Origin of the sequence: Mucilaginibacter terrae (assembly GCF_042679325.1) — a bacterium.
In the GTDB taxonomy this organism is placed as follows: Bacteria; Bacteroidota; Bacteroidia; order Sphingobacteriales; family Sphingobacteriaceae; genus Mucilaginibacter; species Mucilaginibacter terrae.
In genome coordinates, this window is record NZ_JBHTMJ010000019.1 from 1 (window position 1) to 18,953 (window position 18,953).

An 18,953-nucleotide genomic window follows, 5' to 3' on the forward strand; every position below is an offset into this window, starting at 1 on the left:
ATGACCTGCAAGGGCTGGTAAGCGAAATGGTTGCAGCGGATGTGGAATTGTTCCAACGTGAAAAGCTACTGAAAGAATCAGGATATAAGATTAAAAATCAGTTCGAGTAAAAAAGTAGCGATATAGATTATTTAATAGATCGCTGTATCCAATTATTTGCTTAAAAGAACTGGTCTGCTTTAGATTATATAATCAAAGCAGTATAATAAGATTATAATTATGATATATATAAATGGCAGATTTTTAACTCAAACACTTACCGGGTCACAAAGATTTGCTTATGAAATGGCAAAGAGTATAGTATTACATTACCCAGATAATGTAACTATACTTGTTCCGCCAACAGATATTAAACCAAATTACATTATTGATAAAAACGTAATTAAGGTAATTGGTACAAGGAGTGGGCTTGTATGGGAGCAAATCGATTTGCCCTTATACATGTCAAAAACTAACAAACAATTACTTATTAATTTGGTCAACACTGCTCCAATAGCATTAAAACATCAAATTATAAGTATAATGGATATGACCACATTCGTCAATCCTAAGTGGTTTAGTAAAGCGTTTGCTTTTTATTACAAAATAATAGTACCGATTATTGCACGTAGAAGTTTGAAAGTTCTAACAATTAGTGAATCATCAAAGCATGACATATTAAAATACATTAATATTTTACCTGAAAAGGTGGAGATTTTGTATTGTAGTGTTTCTGATAATTTTTTATCATCCGCTAAAGTTGCTTCAAATGATGAAGCAACTTTAAAAAAGTTTAATTTAGAAAAAGACAAATATTTGCTTGCAGTATCATCACTTGATCCAAGGAAAAATTTTGTAGCTCTTGTTAAAGCTTATAAGAATGCCAAAACCTCTATACCTTTAATAATTGTAGGATCGGAAGGCAAAGTTTTTGCAAATAGTGAATTAAAGGAAATAATTAGTAGCTCAAAAAACATTATACTAACAGGTTATGTTAGTGAAGAAGAACTTGTTACTCTTTACAGCAATGCTACATGCTTTCTGTATCCGTCGTTGTATGAAGGTTTTGGTATGCCGCCTTTAGAAGCAATGGCATGTGGTTGTGCTACTATAGTATCTGATACATCAAGCTTGCCAGAAGTGTGCGGAGATGGAAGCCTTTATGTAAACCCATTAGATATTCCATCAATTACTAAAGCCATAATAACAGTTATTAATGACGTTAATTTAAGAAAAGAATTGATTAGTAAAGGGAAAAAACAAGTTGGAAAGTTTTCATGGCAAAGGTCAGGGATAATTTTAAAGAATGTGATCGATAATTTGCAGAAATGAAAGTAGCTATAATAACAGGAATAACCGGACAGGACGGAGCCTATTTGGCTAAACTACTGATAGAAAACAATTATAAAGTTATAGGTCTTACAAGAAGCCACAGTAATTTTAAAGGCTCTAATTTAAATTATCTAAATATTAGTAAAAATATAGTAATTGAAGAAAGTGATCTTCTTGATTTCTCAAGTATAATTAAAGTTTTGCTTAAGTACAAGCCAGACGAATTTTATAATCTTGCTGCTCAAAGTTCAGTTGGGATCTCATTTGAACAGCCAATAGGTACTATCAATTATAATACTCAATCCTTACTAAATATATTAGAAAGTATCCGACTATTAAAATTAGATACTAAAGTATACCAGGCATCGAGCAGTGAAATGTTCGGTCAAGTTAAAAATTTACCTGTTAACGAAAGAACACCATTACACCCTCTAAGCCCATATGCTATTTCGAAGGCATCTGCATACTGGATTGGAATTAACTATCGCGAATCATATAATGTTCATTGTGTGAATGGTGTACTATTCAACCATGAATCGTATTTAAGAAGCCCTAACTTTTTTGTTAAAAAAGTAATATGCACTTCTTTAGCAATTAAAAATGGCTTAGCGGAGAATCTTAGTGTTGGTAATATAGACGTTAAAAGAGATTTTGGATACGCCCCTGACTATGTTAAAGCTATGTGGTTGTCTATACAACAAGATAAAGCTGACGATTATTTAATTTGTTCAGGGCAATCAATATATCTTAGAGATATTATATATTATGTATTTGATTATTTAGGAATTAAAAAAGACAAATTAATTGAAAATCCTGAACTCTTTAGACCAACTGATATGGAAGATATGTATGGGGATAATACTAAAGCTAGAACTATTTTAAAGTGGGAATATAATAAATCGTTTCTTAGTATTTTGGATATATTAATTGAAGAAGAAACAAATAATTTTAAATAAATGCGTGTTGCAATAATTCATGACGAATTGATGAGAAGGGGAGGTGCTGAACAAGTTGTTTTAACTATGCTTAAAGCTTTTCCGGATGCCGATATATATACTATTGCTTACAATAGCGAAGGAACCTATCCAGAATACAAGGAATATAAGGAAAAAATAAACACTTCTTCCTTTCAAATATTCTCTAAAAGCATTAAATTAATGCAAAAATTTTATTTTCCTTGGGGTATTATTGCTATGAAAGCCGTAAAAGTTACCGACTATGATATTGTTATTATATCAAATACACATTGTGCTAAGTATGTAAATATAGATTCTAAAGCTTTGGTATTCATATATACCTATACTCCATTTAGATTAGCGTGGAACCCTTCATCTTATTCACAGTATAATAATGCTAAAGGTGTATTTAAATGGATTTTTGACAAGGTGATTTCATGTTTAAAGTATATAGATTTCAAAGCTGCGTTGCGAGGTGACTATTTTTTGGCAATGACTGAAGAGACTGCTCAACGAATTAAAGATGCTTACAAGGTTGATGATATTAAAATAATTCAACCAGATGTGAAAACCAGAAATTTTTACGTTTCGAAACAACCAGGTGACTATTATTTAGTGGTATCCAGGCTTGAGCATTATAAAAAGGTAGACTTAGCAATTGAGGCTTTTAATGAATTAGGCTTGAAATTGATAGTTGTTGGCAATGGTACAAAAGCCGCAGAATTAAAGGCTATGGCAAAAAATAATATTGAATTTAAATCGGGATTAAGCAGTAAGGAGTTGGCCGATTTATATGCCAATTGCAAAGCTTTTGTTTTTCCGCAACATGAAGATTATGGTATTACACCTTTAGAAGCAAATGCATCGGGTAGGCCCGTGATAGCTTATGGTAAAGGTGGGGTATTGGAAACAATGATACCTTACGATGTACATGAATCCAAATGCACGGCTGTATTTTTTAATGATCAAACAGCCGAATCATTAATTAATGCGGTTAAAACAGCTGAACACTTAATTTTTGATCCTGCTTTTATTAGAAAGCATGCTGAATTGTTTGATGAAAATGTATTTATTAAACAATTCAAATCTTTTGTTGAAGAAAAGTATGAAGAGCATTCATCTTCAGTTATTAAATCACATTAAGAATGCTTAATGTGATTTATAGCTTGAAATATCCTGATATAGGTTTCTAAATGAACTTCTCAATCCAATAGTTAACATGGTCGTTTTATCAGAAAAGGCAGCATTTGTTTCTTTGCGATACAACCCACCAAATTCTATTCGTAAATTGTATTTTGGGTTAATTAAATAAGCTACTTTGCCCTCCGCATAATACATATTGGTTGTTAAACCTTGACCTATGTAATTTCCAACAGTAGTTGCACTACCACGGGTACCAAATTGCTCAGATGGACCATCATATCTGGCTGGTTTCAGGTATGATTGAGATACATCTTTACCCCAGTTCAGGCCATCAGTATCTAAACCATAACGCCCATAATTTAACTCTCCCGAAAAATCAAACCGTTTGTAACTGTAATTTAATAGACCAACAACTTCATTAAAATTAGCTCCCCATGGATGAGCTAAAGGTTCGTTTTGTTGAGCATAATTATTTATCGATTTTTCTTGGCTGTAAGTGTAAGGCTTAGCGCCATTATACTCAATCAAATAATTAAGCCTTTTAATATTAAAAATATCAGCTCCCCTCAAACCAACCTGCCAGCCATATTTGTTTCTCGAACTTCCATTATTTGAAAAGAAATTTGATGCTTCAAACTCGTCTAAAGCAAACTGACCGTAAGCGGTTACTTGGTCCGAAATTTTATATTTACCATTAAACCCAATCAAAGCATTATCCGGTGAGCCATTATCCGCTTCTAACGGCCTTAAAAAAATTATTGGGTTACCGTAAGTAAAATCAAACCCGCGTTTATTACCATTATCGTCTGCATCGGCCCATATTACAGAATCAAAGAAACCTAATGATAAACGCTTGGTGACATTCCAATCTAAGTAATGAAATACACCCCATTTTTTGCGGTTGCCAACTTCGTAACTTAGCTTAGGCGAACGTGGGTCTTGCATGTAGCTCCACATCACCATATAGCTCACATTGCCTAAATTACCGGTAAGCTTTAAAAATGAATAGGGGGAACTGTAATCGGAAAGCAACATAGAACGGTAGCCGTCGCCTATAAAGTTCTTATCATGCCCGGCAGCAATATTTAAGTACTTGTTTGGTGTGTATGAAACTAAAGCTGTAACATACGACCAGTCTTTGGTTCTGCTGCCGCCAAATTTACGATCATAAGCCTGCCCGGTAACAATACCTGTTTGGTTAATATAGGTATCTAAATAATCGGCAAATACTGCCTGGTTTTCATAACCACTGGAGTAAAAAGAGAATTTTTTACCTATAGTTGCACCTAACTGGTAGCCCCGGGTATTTATCCAGGTGGTGCGTGAGTTAGTGAAATCTCTTCCAATTACTAAGTCGGGCAAATAGTCGGCATAAAATGTGTATTCCGTATTTTTTATATCTATTAAATGCTCATCAAATAATTTTCTGTGTACCCAGCTATGACTACCAACGGTATCAACGCCATAATTCATTAAGCTATTATACTTTATAGATAACGTAGCAGCATCAACTAAATACGGTTTAATGGAACTATGAAAGTTAGACTTGGTAGAATATACAGTATCGCTTAACTTTTGATAAAACTGGTAACTATACGGCTGGTACTGAACCTGAGCATTACTACTAATACTAAAAGATGTTGAAAAGAAAAAAACGGTATAAAATAGGGTGTTTCTAATATTGGGTATCAGTATTTTCATGGATAGTTTAGTAGCAATATTTAATACAAAGATAAACATGTAAATCAAAGAAAACCGTACCATAAATGTTTAAAAATCCTGCTTTAAAATGTTACAATTTAAAGTTATAATTAAATAAAAAATTATAACAACGCTATCAGGCAAATTATTCTCTTAAACGAATGTTGGTATCTGTAATTTTAATGACAAATATGCACTAACCATAAAGAAATTTTAATATTAATATTCAAATATATCTACTAATTTAGCAAACCGTTAAGTACATCTTACGGTTTATACAAGGTTAACAGTAACATGGGTCATAGATACGCTACTTTCATAAAAGCAATTAATCTTTCTGTTGATTATGTTATTTTGAACGTAAGTATGATATTGGCTTATCTCATAGTTGATAAATCATACATCATTTGGATCAACAATAAAAATTATCTTCCCATTGTACTGGTGTTTAATTTAATATGGTTGCTCTCGGCAAACATCACCCGTTTGTATGAGCATGTATTGAATAAAGATTCTATAAAAACCTACCGCGGCGTATTTAAAACCTATATGTTATTTGTGAGCTTGATATGCTTTACAGTTTTAATCATCATAGGTACCAAGGCATATTCCATCACCAGGCAGTATCTTTTTTACTCCTTAGCCATGTTTGGCTTTTTATTAGGTGTATGGAAATTAATATTTTTGGCTATTAGGAGAGGAGACCGTGCCCTGCTCACCGATTTCAGGAAAGCAGTTATTGTTGGCGGAGGCCGAATTGGAAACGATCTATATAATTTTGTTACTTACAACCCGGAAAGAGGTTATAAAATTGAAGGGATTTTTGACGACCGGGTAAATGATATAGATAAAAGTCTTTACCTGGGAGGTACCGACCAATGTATAAAATATGTAAAAGATAATAATATCGACGAAATATTTTGTACCCTCCCTAACAGCGAATCAGATAAAATAGAGAAGTTGATGCTCGATGCTGATAAGAACCTTATTAGGTTTAAACTGGTACCAGAGTTTTATTACACGCACAAGCCCACCTTTGTGCAAAATTTTGGTCATATCCCGGTTATATCTATCAGGCCCGAGCCTTTGGAAAATATGCTTAACCGTTTCTTTAAACGGTTATTTGATATTTTATTTTCACTTTTTATAATACTTTTTGTGTTTAGTTGGCTTTTCCCGATCCTATCAATATTAATTAAGCTCAGTTCAAACGGTCCAATATTTTTTGTTCAAATGCGTTCGGGAAGGGATAACGAAGCTTTTAATTGCTACAAATTCCGAAGTATGCAGGTTAATAATGACTCGGATAAAAAGCAGGCTACTCGTGGCGATGCGCGAATTACTAAAATTGGTGCCTTTTTACGTAAGACCAATTTAGACGAATTACCGCAATTTTTTAACGTTTTGAAAGGTAATATGACCGTAGTTGGCCCGCGGCCGCACATGCTAAAACATACCGAAGAATATTCACACCTGATAGATACTTTTATGGTTCGCCACTTTTTAAAGCCAGGTATTACCGGATGGGCACAGGTTAATGGCTTGCGTGGCGAAACCAAGACCACCGAAGATATGCTGGAGCGTGTACAAGCCGATGTTTGGTACCTCGAAAACTGGTCGTTCCTGCTCGATTTAAAGATTATATTCCTTACTTTTTGGGGAACTGTTAAGGGCGATAAAAATGCCTTTTAGGTATAACCATTTAATGCTCAGATACTATAATGATTTTTTATGAAGGCAATAAACATCATTAATTAAAAAGGTCAAATTAGTTTTAATTCATAGCATTTTACGCTATATTTGCCATCTCAAAATCCTAACTGCGGAAGTGGCGTAATTGGTAGCCGCACCAGACTTAGGATCTGGCGCTTCACGGCGTGGGGGTTCGAGTCCCTTCTTCCGCACAAGCCTTCTTTACAACAACGTAAAGGAGGCTTTATTTTTTATAGTAATCCTTCCACACATGAATATCGTTGTTGCCTTTCAGGATCTTCCTTAAAAATCATCTGTTCAGAAGATAGCCCTGCCTGAAGCCGCTATTCGGGTTTGGATAAAAACCTACCATTGCCTGCATCATTTGTACTCGATCATAATTTACAGGTTGTTTTCGCTTTCCCAAATGAGTATATTCTCTCCATTATCCCGGTAGATAGGGTAGCCATTGCGGTATATAAGGCAAATAATTATTTAGCTGGTAAAAAAACCGCTTAATGCAATAAGGCGGAGTGGCCGAGGGGTTAGGTGGAGGTCTGCAAAACCTTGTAGAACGGTTTGAGTCCGTTATCACGCCTCATGCTTAAAAACTTATATAACTTGTAATCAACTATGCCCTGTATTCAATAAAATAGACTAAATGGTTAAGCATTTAATTGCGCAGAGTTTAATGTTTTAGCTACTTTGCCTATGTGTTATACAGGCAAAAATGAAGAGTTTGGAAAAGCGTGATTACGATGCGGTGGTGGTAGGTTCGGGGCCGAACGGACTTGCCGCTGCCATTGTGCTGCAACAACAGAACCTGCGGGTTTTGTTACTGGAGGCTAAAAGCACTATTGGTGGTGGATTGCGCACTGCCGAACTTACATTGCCCGGCTTTAAGCACGACATCTGTTCGGCTATACATCCTTTAGCGTTAGGATCACCGTTTTTTAAAACCTTGCCCTTAACAAATTTTGGCCTGCAATACATCCTGCCCGAAATTGATGCGGCTCACCCGTTTGATAATGGCACAGCAGCGGTACTTAAACGGTCGTTGGCCGAAACAGCATCGCTATTGGGTGCCGATGAGCAGGCTTATTTGAGTCTTATTGGCCCCCTTGTAAAAAACTGGCCCGGTTTGGCACCCGATGTGCTTGGGCCATTAACTATTCCTGATAAACCTTTTGAGTTAATACGCTTTGGTTTATCGGCTTTGCAGCCGGCTACTGTTTTAGCGCGGCATTTTAAAACCACAGAGGCCAAAGGACTTTTTGCCGGCATGGCAGCGCATGCCATACAGCCGCTTAGCAATTTAACCACCTCAGCTGTTGCTATGGTGTTATTAGCTAACGGGCATTTAGGTGGTTGGCCTATACCCGAAGGCGGTTCGCAATCCATTGCCGATGCGTTGGCCGGTTATTTTAAATCATTAGGCGGGCATATTCAAACCGATACGTATGTGCGGTCTTTAGTAAGTTTACCTACATCGCATGCAATTTTGTTTGATATTACACCCCGGCAATTGCTGCAAATAGCAGGGCACCGGTTTTCATCAATATATAAGTGGCAATTGGAAAGGTTCCGTTATGGCGATGGTGTATTTAAAGTAGACTGGGCACTGGATGCACCGGTTCCGTTTATAGCAGATGGATGCCGTAAAGCCGGTACAGTACATTTGGGTGGAACTATGGAAGAAATAGTTATAGCCGAACAAGCCTCATCAAACGGGCGGCACTCCAATAACCCTTACGTACTGCTGGCACAACAAAGCTTGTTCGACCAAAGCCGCGCCCCACAGGGTAAACATACAGCCTGGGCTTATTGCCATGTACCCAATGGTTCAACTAAAGATATGACGGCAATTATCGAAAATCAGGTCGAACGTTTTGCACCAGGTTTTAGAGAGAGAATTTTAGCCAGGCACACTTTTAACACCCAACAAATGCAGGAACACAACCCCAACTATATAGGTGGAGATATTAATGGCGGAAGGTTGGATATTTCCCAACTTTTCACAAGGCCGGCATTACGCTGGTCGCCATACCGAACCTCGGCAAAAGGACTTTATTTATGTTCTTCATCAACGCCACCGGGAGGAGGGGTGCACGGCATGTGTGGTTACCATGCCGCCCGAAAGGCTTTAAAAGATGTGTTTGGCATATCACTTCTAAAGCTTTAATTAAGGTATAATGCATTCAAGCCTTACCGAAAAACAGTACCTTTTTTTATGACTACATATTTTTAACTTAGCCCGTACATGGAAAGCAGAAACAATCCTAAAACCATACGGGCCTGGGCTATGTTCGATTGGGCAAACTCAGCTTATAACCTGGTTATTACATCTACCATTTTCCCGGCCTATTATACAGCCATTACCACTACCGATGCCCACGGCGATAAGGTAATGTTTATGGGACATGAATTTGTAAATACCGCGCTTTCTAATTACGTATTGGCAGCGGCTTACTTTATAGTAGTGCTCATGCTGCCCATCCTTACTTCCATAGCCGATTATAAAGGCAATAAAAAAAGTTACATGCAGCTCTTTACCTGGATAGGCGGATTGGCTTGCTGTGGTTTGTACTTTTTTAAACTGAATACTTTAGAACTGGGTATGTTCTGTTTTGCCCTGGCCGCCATAGGTTATTGCGGCGGTGCGGTGTTCTACAATTCTTATCTGCCTCAAATTGCTACGTTAGATAAGCAGGATAGTGTAAGTGCCAAAGGGTTTACTTACGGTTATGTAGGTAGCGTGTTGTTGCAGATCATTTGTTTTGTGTTTGTAATGAAGCCCGATTGGTTCGGTATTACCGATAAAAGTTTCGCGCCACGTTTATCGTTCTTGCTGGTGGGTATATGGTGGCTGGGTTTTGCACAGATCCCATTCTTTAAATTGCCTAAAGGTGTGCCCAACAACAGCACGCAGCATCAAAATATAATTAGCGGCGGTTTTAAAGAACTTAGCCACGTTTGGCGAAAGATTAAAGCCAATTCCGTTTTAAAAAAATACCTGTCTGCTTTCTTTTTTTACTCCATGGGTGTGCAAACTGTTATGCTGGTAGCTACGGGTTTTGCCGCTAAGGAGCTCAAGATGCCTACGGAGAGCTTGATCGCAACCATATTGATCATTCAATTAGTTGCCATAGCGGGTGCAGCTTTGATGTCTAAGCTGTCATCAATATATGGTAATATTAAAGTGTTAATGGGCGTGGTTAGTATTTGGATAGGTGTATGTATTGCCGCTTATTTCACGCAAACGTCTACCCAATTTTATTTATTAGCCGTTGTGGTAGGTTTGGTAATGGGCGGCATTCAATCGCTCTCACGTTCAACATATTCCAAATTTTTGCCGCAAAACATCCCCGATACCGCTTCGTACTTTAGCTTTTATGATGTTACCGAAAAGCTGGCTATTGTGATCGGATTGTTTACTTTTGGCTTTGTGGAGTCGCTCACGCATAGCATGCGCAACTCGGCATTGGTGCTAACCATATTTTTTATAGCAGGGTTATTGCTGTTGTTTTTGCTACTGAAAACGCAAAAGCAAGAATTGCAAAAACCGGTTAGCGTTGCGTAATTGTTATTACTATCATGAAAGTTGAATTATTTGTACCGTGTTTTGTTGACCAGCTATTCCCTGATACTGCTTTTAGTACAGTGAAGGTTTTACAAAAGGCGGGTTGCGAGGTGAATTTCAACCCGGCTCAAACCTGTTGCGGACAGCCAGCTTTCAACGCAGGCTTTTGGGATGATGCCAAAGCAGTGGGTAGTAAGTTTCTAAACGATTTTACCGAAGAAGATATTATTGTGTCGCCCTCAGCCTCCTGCACTGGCATGGTGCGCAATTATTATAACGATCTGTTCACCAATACCACCTCGCACAATAAATGCCGTGCGATACAAGGGAATATTTACGAACTTTCCGATTTTTTGATCAATATTCTACAGTTCGATTATTTCGGTGCCGAACTGGAAGGCCGTGCGGTTTATCATGATAGCTGTGCCGGTCTGCGCGAATGCAAGATCAAAAATGAACCCCGCCAACTGCTCTCTAAAGTTTACGGCTTGGAAATGGTAGACCTAAAAGATAATGAAACTTGCTGTGGCTTTGGCGGAACATTCGCCGTTAAGTTTGATGCCATATCGAGCGCAATGGCTCAGCAAAAAGTAGACAATGCCTTGGCTGCCGGTGCCGATTATATTATCTCTACCGATGCTTCGTGTTTGTTGCACCTGCAAAATTACATCGACAAAAATAAGTTGCCCGTTAAAACCATGCACATTGCCGATGTGCTGGCCAATGGCTGGGGGAATGTCTGATCAGAATTTACTGAATTAACAAATTTGCTGAATTAAAAATGCATAAATTGTTAATTCTTAAAGTTCCGGTTCTTAATTATACCAGAACTGGTAATTAGTGGCATCAAGGTTAAATGCTCACTTTTGAAGTAAAGTACAAGAATCAATGGTAATAGAACGTACAGAGCAGGGTTTGCTTATCAAAACTACCGCGTCTCACAAAAGATGTCGACCATTTTGATAGGAGGTATGTTGCGCTTGCCTTATCAACGGGTGGCATAATTTGGACAGGTGATAAAAAGCTATCAGTACATCTAAAAACGATGAGCTTTGATAGGGTATCAATACAGCTGAACTCTTATATTGTTTAACATTTGAAATATGTTAATATATATCTTTATATATCAAACCTGCCGATACATTTGACCTTTAATAACGGTTCCCTGGTCATCTTTTCCTCTGTTAAACTTTCATAAATAATCCTATTTTTGCAACCAATTAAAAATCACTGTTGTAGGTGATTGACTAAATAAATTTATTTAACCCGGCTTCTTTATTGAAGTCTCTCCCTACCGGGGGAAGATTTAAAGAGGGGCCAAATCATAGTTGTAGATGATTAACATTACACTTCCCGATGGTTCCGTTCGTGCTTACGACAAGGGAATCACTTCCATGCAAATTGCACAATCTATTTCAGAGGGCCTGGCCCGTAACGTTTTAGCTGCCGAGGTTGATGGCACCGTATGGGATGCAAGTCGCCCGATAGAACAAGCCGCTAAGGTTAAACTATTAACCTGGAACGATGTACAAGGCAAATCAACCTTTTGGCATTCATCGGCCCACTTAATGGCCGAGGCTTTAGAAGCGCTGTACCCCGGTACCAAATTTGGTATTGGCCCCGCTATTGAAACCGGCTTTTATTACGACGTAGACTTTGGCGACCGCACCTTCTCTCAAGATGATTTCAAGAAGATCGAAGATAAAATGCTGGAGCTGGCCAAAACCAAAGCCGAATTTATCCGTGAGCCGGTGAGCAAAGCCGAAGCTATTAGCTATTTTACCGAAAAAGATGATGAATACAAGCTGGACCTGATTAAAGACCTGGCCGATGGTTCTATAACTTTCTACCGTCAAGGCAACTTTACTGATCTGTGCCGCGGACCGCATATTCCTAATACCGGCTTTATAAAAGCTATAAAGTTGATGAATGTGGCCGGCGCTTACTGGCGTGGCGATGAAACGCGTAAGCAGCTTACCCGTATATACGCCGTAACTTTTCCTAAAGCAAGCGAACTTACCGAGTACCTGCATGTGTTGGAAGAGGCTAAAAAACGCGATCACCGTAAACTGGGTAAAGAACTGGAGTTGTTTGCATTTTCAGAAAAAGTGGGAGCAGGCTTGCCATTGTGGTTGCCTAAAGGTGCCGCCTTGCGCGAGCGTTTAGTTAACTTTTTACAGCGTGCGCAGGTGTCCGCCGGTTACGAGCAGGTAATTACTCCGCATATTGGGCATAAAAACCTGTATGTAACTTCGGGCCATTACGAAAAATACGGCAAGGATAGTTTTCAGCCTATAAAAACACCACAGGAAGGGGAGGAGTTCTTCTTAAAACCGATGAACTGCCCACACCACTGCGAAATTTATAAAATCAAGCCGCGTTCGTATAAGGAACTACCGGTACGTTTTGCCGAATTTGGTACTGTTTACCGTTACGAACAAAGTGGTGAACTGCATGGTTTAACCCGTGTGCGTGGTTTTACCCAGGATGATGCCCATTTGTTTTGCCGACCCGACCAGGTGAAGGAAGAGTTTATGAAGGTGATTGACCTGGTATTGTACGTATTCGGCGCTTTAGGCTTTGAAGATTTTACTGCACAGGTATCGCTGCGCGATCCTGAAAACAAAGCCAAATACATTGGTACCGACGAAAACTGGGCTTTAGCCGAAAGCGCGATTATTGAAGCTGCTGCCGAAAAAGGTTTACGCACCGTAGTTGAATTAGGCGAAGCCGCATTTTACGGACCGAAATTAGATTTTATGGTGAAAGATGCCCTGGGCCGTAAATGGCAATTGGGTACCATACAGGTGGATTATAACTTGCCCGAACGTTTTGAACTGGAATACACCGGCAGCGATAACCTAAAACACCGCCCGGTAATGATACACCGTGCGCCATTTGGTTCGTTGGAAAGATTTGTAGCTGTTTTAATAGAACATTGTGCCGGTAACTTCCCGTTGTGGTTGTCGCCCGAGCAGTATGTAATTCTTCCTATATCCGAAAAGTATGAGGAATATGCAAAAAAACTTTCACAAATGTTAAATAATACCGATATTCGCGGTCTAATTGATTTCAGGGACGAGAAGATCGGTAGAAAGATCCGTGATGCTGAAGTTAAAAAGATCCCTTATATGCTTATTGTAGGCGAAAAAGAGGCTGCCGAAGGCACCGTCTCTGTTCGTAAACATGGTGTAGGCGATTTGGGAAGTATTACTATAGAAGATTTTAAGCAACAATTAATAAAAGAAATAACCGTATAACTTGGCTTTAAACAAACCTAATTTTAGAGGTCCGCGGCTTCCTTTCAAGAAAAAGGAAGCAGAGCACAATATTAATAACTTCATTAAGGCTCCTGAAGTTCGTTTAGTAGGCGATAACGTGGAACAAGGGATTTTCCCAACCCGCGAAGCATTAGCTATTGCCCAGGAACAAGAATTGGATCTGGTGGAGATTTCTCCCAATGCTGTTCCTCCGGTTTGCCGTGTAATTGACTATAATAAGTTTATTTACGAGCAAAAAAAGAAGCTGAAAGAAATCAAAAGCAACGCCAAGCAAACGGTAATTAAAGAGATACGTTTTGGTCCTAATACCGATGATCATGACTTTGAATTTAAGTTAAAGCATGCACAGAAGTTTCTGGAATCGGGCGAAAAGGTGAGAGCATACGTACACTTTAAGGGTCGTGCTATTGTTTACAAAGAACAAGGTGAGATTTTATTGTTAAAGTTTGCACAGGCGCTGGAAGAAGTAGGTAAAGTTGAACAACTGCCTAAATTGGAAGGTAAGCGTATGTTTTTGATTATGGGCCCAAAAGCGGCTAAAAAGTAAATTTGCAAATTTCAAATGTGCTGATGTGCAAATGAAATAGGTAGAATAAATAAGCGTTTTAATCCGCAGGTGAAAGATTAGTAGATAAGGCAGGTCATCTGCATATTTGCATATCGGTCATCTGCACATCCAAATAAATAAGTGTTATGCCAAAAATGAAAACCAATTCCAGTGCAAAAAAGCGTTTTAAGCTTACTGGAACCGGTAAAATTGCAAGAAAAAACGCATACAAAAGCCACATCTTAACCAAGATGTCTACCAAACGTAAGCGTGCCTTAGGCCACACCTCAATGGTGTCTGATGCCGACATGGGTAACGTTAAACGTATGCTTTGTATCGGAAAGTAATTCATTAATTTTTTTAACCAGGTATTCGAGTTTGTTAAGTTTCCTTTAATGGAACACTCACTACCAAAAAAGCAAAAAAATGCCACGTTCAGTTAACGCAGTCGCGTCGAGAAGACGCCGGAAAAAAATCATGAACCTTGCAAAAGGTTATTATGGTTCCAGAAGCAAGGTTTATACCATTGCTAAAAACACAGTTGAAAAAGGTTTACAGTATGCGTACCGTGACCGTAAAACTAAAAAAAGAGAGTTCCGCGCTTTGTGGATCCAACGTATTAACGCTGGTACCCGTCAGTATGGTATTTCTTACTCTCAATTCATCGGTAAATTAAACGCCAGCGAAATTGGTTTAAACCGTAAAGTATTAGCCGATTTAGCCATGAACCACCCGGAAGCTTTTAAAGCTGTGGTTGATGCTGTTAAGTAAGCGATCTGTTACATACCAAACAATAAAGCCTGGCCATATAAAATGGTCAGGCTTTATTGTTTTTATTTATATGAAGGTATGTTATAACACCGCGCTATGGATGTGCCCGGCCAGGCTGTTTTCGGTATCATCAATATCCAGGTATTGTTTAAAGTTGCGCACATCTTCATCAACCATGTTTTTAAATACCGGGTTAAGTACATGGCTTAAAGCGGTTCCAACGCCACCGGCAGGAGGAGTATAACTGATTACTATATCAACCACGGTACCATTACCATCTTCTGCATCTTCAAAACGAACTTTACCCGCATTATCTAAAATAGAACCCGGCAACGAACTCCAGCCAATGGCATGTCCCGGTTCGTCATGCACAATTTCGGCATCCCAGTTTATCGCAGTTACATTAGCAGGCAACTTTATTACCCAGTGCGAGCGTTTGCCGTCTATCACTTCTACACTATCCAGGTGTTTCATAAATTTTGGCAGGTTATCCAATTTTCTCCAAAAATCATAAACTTCCTGGCGCGGCTTATTAATAGTGAAAGATGAACGTACATTTACGCTAACCGGCTCGGTGCTGTTTTTGCCAATTCGGCTATATAACTCGCAATGGCCACTAATGCCGCGGGTTAACAGGTAGCCACCGGCACCAATTTTTAATATGCTGCTAAAAGGACTTGAGAAAATATTTTTTAAGCCAGATAACGACATTTTTACGCCGGCGGCTATAGAGATATAACGCTCGGGCCATTCCAGGTTAATGGGGCCATCGGTTAAACCTTCTATTAAAGGTTTTTTTTCTAATTCAGAAGTTGCCATAATATTTTGTTTTTATAGGTATTGAGTAAACAGTACGGTTTGATTTAAAGTTTTCTTTATCTGAAATTAGTTTAGGTGTTTGTTTGGTTATGAAGGTTTAATAAGATTTTATCTAATTAAAGTTGGGCATTAACTTTTAGGGACTGTTAGGGTAACACTAACTAATAAATTGGTAAATTTGTAAGCATATATTATACAAAAAATGTTGTTACAAAAAGTTAAGCTAAGCCTACCAGCCTTGTTACTGGTTATAATAGCTTCTGTTGTGTTAACCGGGGCTGTGCGTTTGGTTAATTTCTATCTTCCTATACTCAGTAATTTTACCCCACTGGGTGCAACCGCTATATTTGGCGGCGCTTATTTCGCCAATAAATGGAAGGCTGGTTTAGTATCGGTAATAACCTTATTTGTGACCGATATTTTTGTGAATTACCTGTATATGAACAAGCTGGTGATTTGGTATGGCAATAGTGCTTTATGGTTGTATGCCAGTTTAATAATTATGGTGTTAATTGGCGGATTGATTAAAAAAGTGAACGTTGCCAATGTGCTATTGGCCTCCTTAGCCAGTGTAGCCGTACATTGGCTGCTAACCGATATTGAGCCTTGGTTAAACAGCAGTTATTACGCCAAAGGCTTGTTAGGTTACGGCGAATCGTTATTAATGGCTATCCCGTTCGAACGGAATATGCTATTGGCCGATGTGGTATTTGGTGGTGTTTTGTTCGGCGGTTACGAATTATATAAAGCTAAGTTTAGCCCGGCCAGTGTTAATAAGTTGTCTGTTTCGAGATAAGAGGGTTTTGCAAGTACTCACTTCATATCAGTTTGAGCTCGTATAAAACTCGTGGGGAGCGTACAAGTATTCGACAAGCTCAGACTTACAATTACTAAAAAACCGATCAGTATGTAACTTGTTTCCTGCGCATTATATCAGCCAATATCATTTCGGCATGTACACGTGAGTTTTCAATGAACCATAGGTGTGTGTCCATTCCGCCGCAAACCACACCGGCCAGGTAAACGCCGGGCAGGTTAGTTTCCATAGTTTCGGGGTTATATTTCGGAATAAACCTGCCGTCCTCAGATAACCGGATGCCTACTCTTTTCAGGAAATCGAAATTGGGTTTATAACCCGTCATAGCCATTACATAATCATTAGCAATGGTAATCAGTCCTTCGGGTGTTTCAATGTCCACGTCATTTTCACGTATAGCTTTCAGGTTGGAGTTAAAGTAGGCCTTTATGCTGCCTTCTTCAATGCGGTTCATAATATCAGGCCGTACCCAGTATTTTACCCGGCTGTTCACTTCGCTGCCGCGCACCACCATAGTTACCTGTGCGCCTTTGCGGTAAGTTTCCAAAGCCACATCAACCGATGAATTACTGGCACCAACCACCACCACTTTTTGCAGGGTGAAAAAATGTGGGTCCTGGTAATAGTGCTTCACTTTGGGCAAATCTTCGCCCGGTATATCTAAGTTCACTGAAATATCATAAAAGCCGGTAGCTATGATAATATGCTTACCCGCGTACGTGGCTTTTTTGGTGCTGACTGTATAAATGGCGTCTTCCTGCGTTACGGCGGTCACTTCTTCAAATAAATTTAAAGGCAGTTCGTTATTTAAAGCCACCCGGCGGTAATACTCAAGGGCATCGGCCCTGTTAGGTTTTACATGCGTTGTAGCAAAAGGGTAACCGCCGATCTCCAGTTTTTCGGAAGTGGAAAAAAAGGTCATGGTGGAAGGGTAATTATATAACGAATTTACCAGTGTTCCTTTTTCCAGAATCACAAAGCTTAGTCCGGCTTTTTGGGCCGCAAGCCCACAGGTGAGTCCGATAGGGCCACCACCAATAATAATGAGATCGAGCATAAGGTAAATTAATTAAGCCAGCACATCATGATACTCTTTGTGGCGGGTAAATACAGTTTTAGCAAAGGTACACGATGGAATTATTTTTAGATGCTTTTCGCGCGCATAATTTACAGCAGCCTCAATTAACTGGCTTCCCCAATTTTGTCCTTCAATTTGAGGGTCTACCTCGATGTGGTAAATGTCCATCTTGTTACTATCAGAGATCATATATCGCATATCACCCATACGTTTACCCTCGTTAACTATATAAAATATACCATCATCATTACTGTAGTGGTGTTTGATCTGCATACTCCATTAACGCTGTATTGCTAAAATTGATGGACAATAATTACATAATGATATTTAGATGATATAGCAGAAAGAGTTGGGGTGTTGAGATGGGGCATTGAAGGAAAGACAATAACAGATATGAAGAAAGAGGAGCGGGATAATGAGAAAAATAGGAATGTGGTAAGGAATGAAAAAAGGAGCGCGGGTAAGAAAAAAACCCTGAAACCGAAATTTTGGGCAAAAAAAATGGGTAAGCTACTTTTATCGCACCGCTCAACTCTCTACCCTTGCTGCGTTCCCACCCTGGGGGAGTTCAAGAGGAGCTGGTCGTAAAAGACTTACCCGCCACAAAAGTAGAAAAATTATTGGTTATGGGCTAATGAAATGTAAACTTGTTGTTAAGCAATTGATGGTCAATAGCTAAAAATAATTATGCTGGGCTATTGATACCTTAATTCGTTCTTGAAATGCAATTCTTCATAAATGGCATACCTGGCATTGGGTTTAAAGGTTTCGCGTTGCAATATAGTAAGCCTGTCGGCCGTAAATGTTTCCTTGTAATTCACCAGCCGCAGTTCGCTCCAGAGTTTGTAAAAGGCATCAACGGGGATGTGTTTAGTTACGGTAATATGTGGAGTAATGGCTGTTTTAGAGTTTAATTGTTTTTTGAGCAAGCTAAACCAGTTATCGCTTTTATAAGTAGGTTTAATGGCGGCATAAATAGTCATATAATTTTCATTATGGGTGAAGAACTGGAAACCGTCTATCTGTAATGTAACCGGCGGCATGCTGGCAATTTTGTTGCGCACCCCATCAATGAGTGATTTAATTACATAGGGCTTTTGCCTGGTAAGATCTTCAATGCTAATATGCGCGGTAGATTTCATGCCAGGGTAAGGGCCTATGTAATCGGATGCTTTAAACTTGCAATGATTGATCTGTTTTTTAACATGTTCGGAAGGTTGCAGCAAAAAGAGGTAATCGTAATAGCTTTCCATAAAA

The 18,953-nt window shown here is 38.9% G+C and carries 18 protein-coding genes, 2 tRNA genes, 1 other RNA gene and 1 pseudogene; 16 read left to right on the forward strand and 6 right to left on the reverse strand.

The features are described 5' to 3' along the window. Positions 1–219: 219 nt before the first annotated feature. From ACFQ3S_RS18890 to ACFQ3S_RS18900, 3 genes are read left to right on the forward strand one after another with little or no spacing between them, the layout of a single operon-like run. Positions 220–1,311 carry a glycosyltransferase family 4 protein gene (locus ACFQ3S_RS18890; RefSeq protein ID WP_377167456.1) on the forward strand — a complete coding sequence of 364 codons (1,092 nt, stop codon included), beginning with the start codon at positions 220–222 and terminating at the stop codon, positions 1,309–1,311. Beyond that, positions 1,308–2,267, forward strand: a complete 960-nt coding sequence (locus ACFQ3S_RS18895) for a GDP-mannose 4,6-dehydratase (RefSeq protein WP_377167459.1) — start codon at positions 1,308–1,310, stop codon at positions 2,265–2,267. The genes ACFQ3S_RS18890 and ACFQ3S_RS18895 overlap by 4 nt, the downstream gene beginning before the upstream one ends. Then, a complete protein-coding gene (locus tag ACFQ3S_RS18900; RefSeq protein WP_377167462.1) occupies positions 2,268–3,410 on the forward strand; it encodes a glycosyltransferase in 1,143 nt (380 codons plus the stop codon). A 6-nt stretch (positions 3,411–3,416) separates the two neighbouring features. Here ACFQ3S_RS18900 and ACFQ3S_RS18905 read toward each other — a convergent pair whose 3' ends face one another. Beyond that, a complete protein-coding gene (locus ACFQ3S_RS18905; RefSeq protein WP_377167465.1) occupies positions 3,417–5,111 on the reverse strand; it encodes a gliding motility protein RemB in 1,695 nt (564 codons plus the stop codon). A 294-nt stretch (positions 5,112–5,405) separates the two neighbouring features. On the opposite strand from ACFQ3S_RS18905, the gene ACFQ3S_RS18910 reads away from it, so the two are divergent. The 12 genes and pseudogenes from ACFQ3S_RS18910 to rplT all read left to right on the forward strand — a co-directional run bounded on the left by ACFQ3S_RS18910 (position 5,406) and on the right by rplT (position 14,982). Next, positions 5,406–6,803, forward strand: coding sequence for an undecaprenyl-phosphate glucose phosphotransferase (locus ACFQ3S_RS18910; RefSeq protein WP_377167468.1), 1,398 nt, complete (start codon positions 5,406–5,408; stop codon positions 6,801–6,803). Between the two features lie 130 nt (positions 6,804–6,933). Continuing rightward, positions 6,934–7,015 (forward strand) — tRNA-Leu (locus tag ACFQ3S_RS18915). Positions 7,016–7,157: 142 nt separating this feature from the next. After that, entirely contained in the window at positions 7,158–7,322 is a 165-nt protein-coding gene (locus tag ACFQ3S_RS18920) for a hypothetical protein (RefSeq protein WP_377167471.1), read from the forward strand. 8 nt (positions 7,323–7,330) lie between these two features. Continuing rightward, positions 7,331–7,402: transfer RNA gene (locus ACFQ3S_RS18925), tRNA-Cys, on the forward strand. Between the two features lie 131 nt (positions 7,403–7,533). Further along, positions 7,534–8,985 (forward strand): phytoene desaturase family protein, encoded by a 1,452-nt coding sequence (locus ACFQ3S_RS18930; protein ID WP_377167474.1) that lies wholly within the window; start codon positions 7,534–7,536, stop codon positions 8,983–8,985. Between the two features lie 78 nt (positions 8,986–9,063). Beyond that, entirely contained in the window at positions 9,064–10,383 is a 1,320-nt protein-coding gene (locus ACFQ3S_RS18935; protein WP_377167477.1) for an MFS transporter, read from the forward strand. 14 nt (positions 10,384–10,397) lie between these two features. After that, a complete protein-coding gene (locus ACFQ3S_RS18940; protein WP_377167480.1) occupies positions 10,398–11,126 on the forward strand; it encodes a (Fe-S)-binding protein in 729 nt (242 codons plus the stop codon). 203 nt (positions 11,127–11,329) lie between these two features. Next, positions 11,330–11,476, forward strand: a pseudogene (locus tag ACFQ3S_RS18945) (PIN domain-containing protein); the annotation flags it as partial. 241 nt (positions 11,477–11,717) lie between these two features. Further along, positions 11,718–13,643 carry a threonine--tRNA ligase gene (gene thrS, locus ACFQ3S_RS18950; protein WP_377167483.1) on the forward strand — a complete coding sequence of 642 codons (1,926 nt, stop codon included), beginning with the start codon at positions 11,718–11,720 and terminating at the stop codon, positions 13,641–13,643. Position 13,644: 1 nt separating this feature from the next. Next, a complete protein-coding gene (gene infC, locus ACFQ3S_RS18955; protein ID WP_377167486.1) occupies positions 13,645–14,211 on the forward strand; it encodes a translation initiation factor IF-3 in 567 nt (188 codons plus the stop codon). Positions 14,212–14,357: 146 nt separating this feature from the next. Next, positions 14,358–14,558 carry a 50S ribosomal protein L35 gene (gene rpmI, locus ACFQ3S_RS18960; RefSeq protein ID WP_166586142.1) on the forward strand — a complete coding sequence of 67 codons (201 nt, stop codon included), beginning with the start codon at positions 14,358–14,360 and terminating at the stop codon, positions 14,556–14,558. 79 nt (positions 14,559–14,637) lie between these two features. Beyond that, positions 14,638–14,982: a 50S ribosomal protein L20 gene (gene rplT, locus ACFQ3S_RS18965; RefSeq protein ID WP_377167489.1), complete on the forward strand. Its 345-nt coding sequence runs from the start codon at positions 14,638–14,640 to the stop codon at positions 14,980–14,982. 81 nt (positions 14,983–15,063) lie between these two features. Here the strand turns inward: rplT and ACFQ3S_RS18970 are convergent, their stop codons facing one another. Next, positions 15,064–15,801, reverse strand: coding sequence for an SRPBCC family protein (locus ACFQ3S_RS18970; protein ID WP_377167492.1), 738 nt, complete (start codon positions 15,799–15,801; stop codon positions 15,064–15,066). 202 nt (positions 15,802–16,003) lie between these two features. On the opposite strand from ACFQ3S_RS18970, the gene ACFQ3S_RS18975 reads away from it, so the two are divergent. Further along, positions 16,004–16,597 carry a DUF6580 family putative transport protein gene (locus ACFQ3S_RS18975; protein ID WP_377167495.1) on the forward strand — a complete coding sequence of 198 codons (594 nt, stop codon included), beginning with the start codon at positions 16,004–16,006 and terminating at the stop codon, positions 16,595–16,597. Positions 16,598–16,703: 106 nt separating this feature from the next. Here the strand turns inward: ACFQ3S_RS18975 and ACFQ3S_RS18980 are convergent, their stop codons facing one another. The 4 genes from ACFQ3S_RS18980 to ACFQ3S_RS18995 all read right to left on the reverse strand — a co-directional run bounded on the left by ACFQ3S_RS18980 (position 16,704) and on the right by ACFQ3S_RS18995 (position 18,949). After that, entirely contained in the window at positions 16,704–17,675 is a 972-nt protein-coding gene (locus ACFQ3S_RS18980; RefSeq protein WP_377167498.1) for a YpdA family putative bacillithiol disulfide reductase, read from the reverse strand. Positions 17,676–17,687: 12 nt separating this feature from the next. Further along, positions 17,688–17,969 (reverse strand): GNAT family N-acetyltransferase, encoded by a 282-nt coding sequence (locus tag ACFQ3S_RS18985; RefSeq protein WP_377167501.1) that lies wholly within the window; start codon positions 17,967–17,969, stop codon positions 17,688–17,690. Positions 17,970–18,196: 227 nt separating this feature from the next. Next, positions 18,197–18,295: signal recognition particle sRNA small type (gene ffs, locus ACFQ3S_RS18990), an RNA gene on the reverse strand. A gap of 96 nt (positions 18,296–18,391) precedes the next feature. Continuing rightward, positions 18,392–18,949, reverse strand: coding sequence for a 2'-5' RNA ligase family protein (locus tag ACFQ3S_RS18995; RefSeq protein ID WP_377167504.1), 558 nt, complete (start codon positions 18,947–18,949; stop codon positions 18,392–18,394). Positions 18,950–18,953 lie beyond the last annotated feature (4 nt).

Bases quoted from the DNA above. Each gene is read 5' to 3' on its own strand.
- thrS (WP_377167483.1), top strand. From the start codon at position 11,718: ATGATTAACATTACACTTCCCGATGGTTCCGTTCGTGCTTACGACAAG.
- rplT (WP_377167489.1), top strand. From the start codon at position 14,638: ATGCCACGTTCAGTTAACGCAGTCGCGTCGAGAAGACGCCGGAAAAAA.
- ACFQ3S_RS18940 (WP_377167480.1), top strand. From the start codon at position 10,398: ATGAAAGTTGAATTATTTGTACCGTGTTTTGTTGACCAGCTATTCCCT.
- ACFQ3S_RS18930 (WP_377167474.1), top strand. From the start codon at position 7,534: ATGAAGAGTTTGGAAAAGCGTGATTACGATGCGGTGGTGGTAGGTTCG.
- ACFQ3S_RS18970 (WP_377167492.1), bottom strand. From the start codon at position 15,801: ATGGCAACTTCTGAATTAGAAAAAAAACCTTTAATAGAAGGTTTAACC.
- ACFQ3S_RS18900 (WP_377167462.1), top strand. From the start codon at position 2,268: ATGCGTGTTGCAATAATTCATGACGAATTGATGAGAAGGGGAGGTGCT.
- ACFQ3S_RS18995 (WP_377167504.1), bottom strand. From the start codon at position 18,949: ATGGAAAGCTATTACGATTACCTCTTTTTGCTGCAACCTTCCGAACAT.
- ACFQ3S_RS18895 (WP_377167459.1), top strand. From the start codon at position 1,308: ATGAAAGTAGCTATAATAACAGGAATAACCGGACAGGACGGAGCCTAT.
- ACFQ3S_RS18905 (WP_377167465.1), bottom strand. From the start codon at position 5,111: ATGAAAATACTGATACCCAATATTAGAAACACCCTATTTTATACCGTT.
- ACFQ3S_RS18980 (WP_377167498.1), bottom strand. From the start codon at position 17,675: ATGCTCGATCTCATTATTATTGGTGGTGGCCCTATCGGACTCACCTGT.
- ACFQ3S_RS18890 (WP_377167456.1), top strand. From the start codon at position 220: ATGATATATATAAATGGCAGATTTTTAACTCAAACACTTACCGGGTCA.
- ACFQ3S_RS18935 (WP_377167477.1), top strand. From the start codon at position 9,064: ATGGAAAGCAGAAACAATCCTAAAACCATACGGGCCTGGGCTATGTTC.
- ACFQ3S_RS18985 (WP_377167501.1), bottom strand. From the start codon at position 17,969: ATGCAGATCAAACACCACTACAGTAATGATGATGGTATATTTTATATA.
- ACFQ3S_RS18975 (WP_377167495.1), top strand. From the start codon at position 16,004: ATGTTGTTACAAAAAGTTAAGCTAAGCCTACCAGCCTTGTTACTGGTT.
- ACFQ3S_RS18910 (WP_377167468.1), top strand. From the start codon at position 5,406: ATGGGTCATAGATACGCTACTTTCATAAAAGCAATTAATCTTTCTGTT.
- rpmI (WP_166586142.1), top strand. From the start codon at position 14,358: ATGCCAAAAATGAAAACCAATTCCAGTGCAAAAAAGCGTTTTAAGCTT.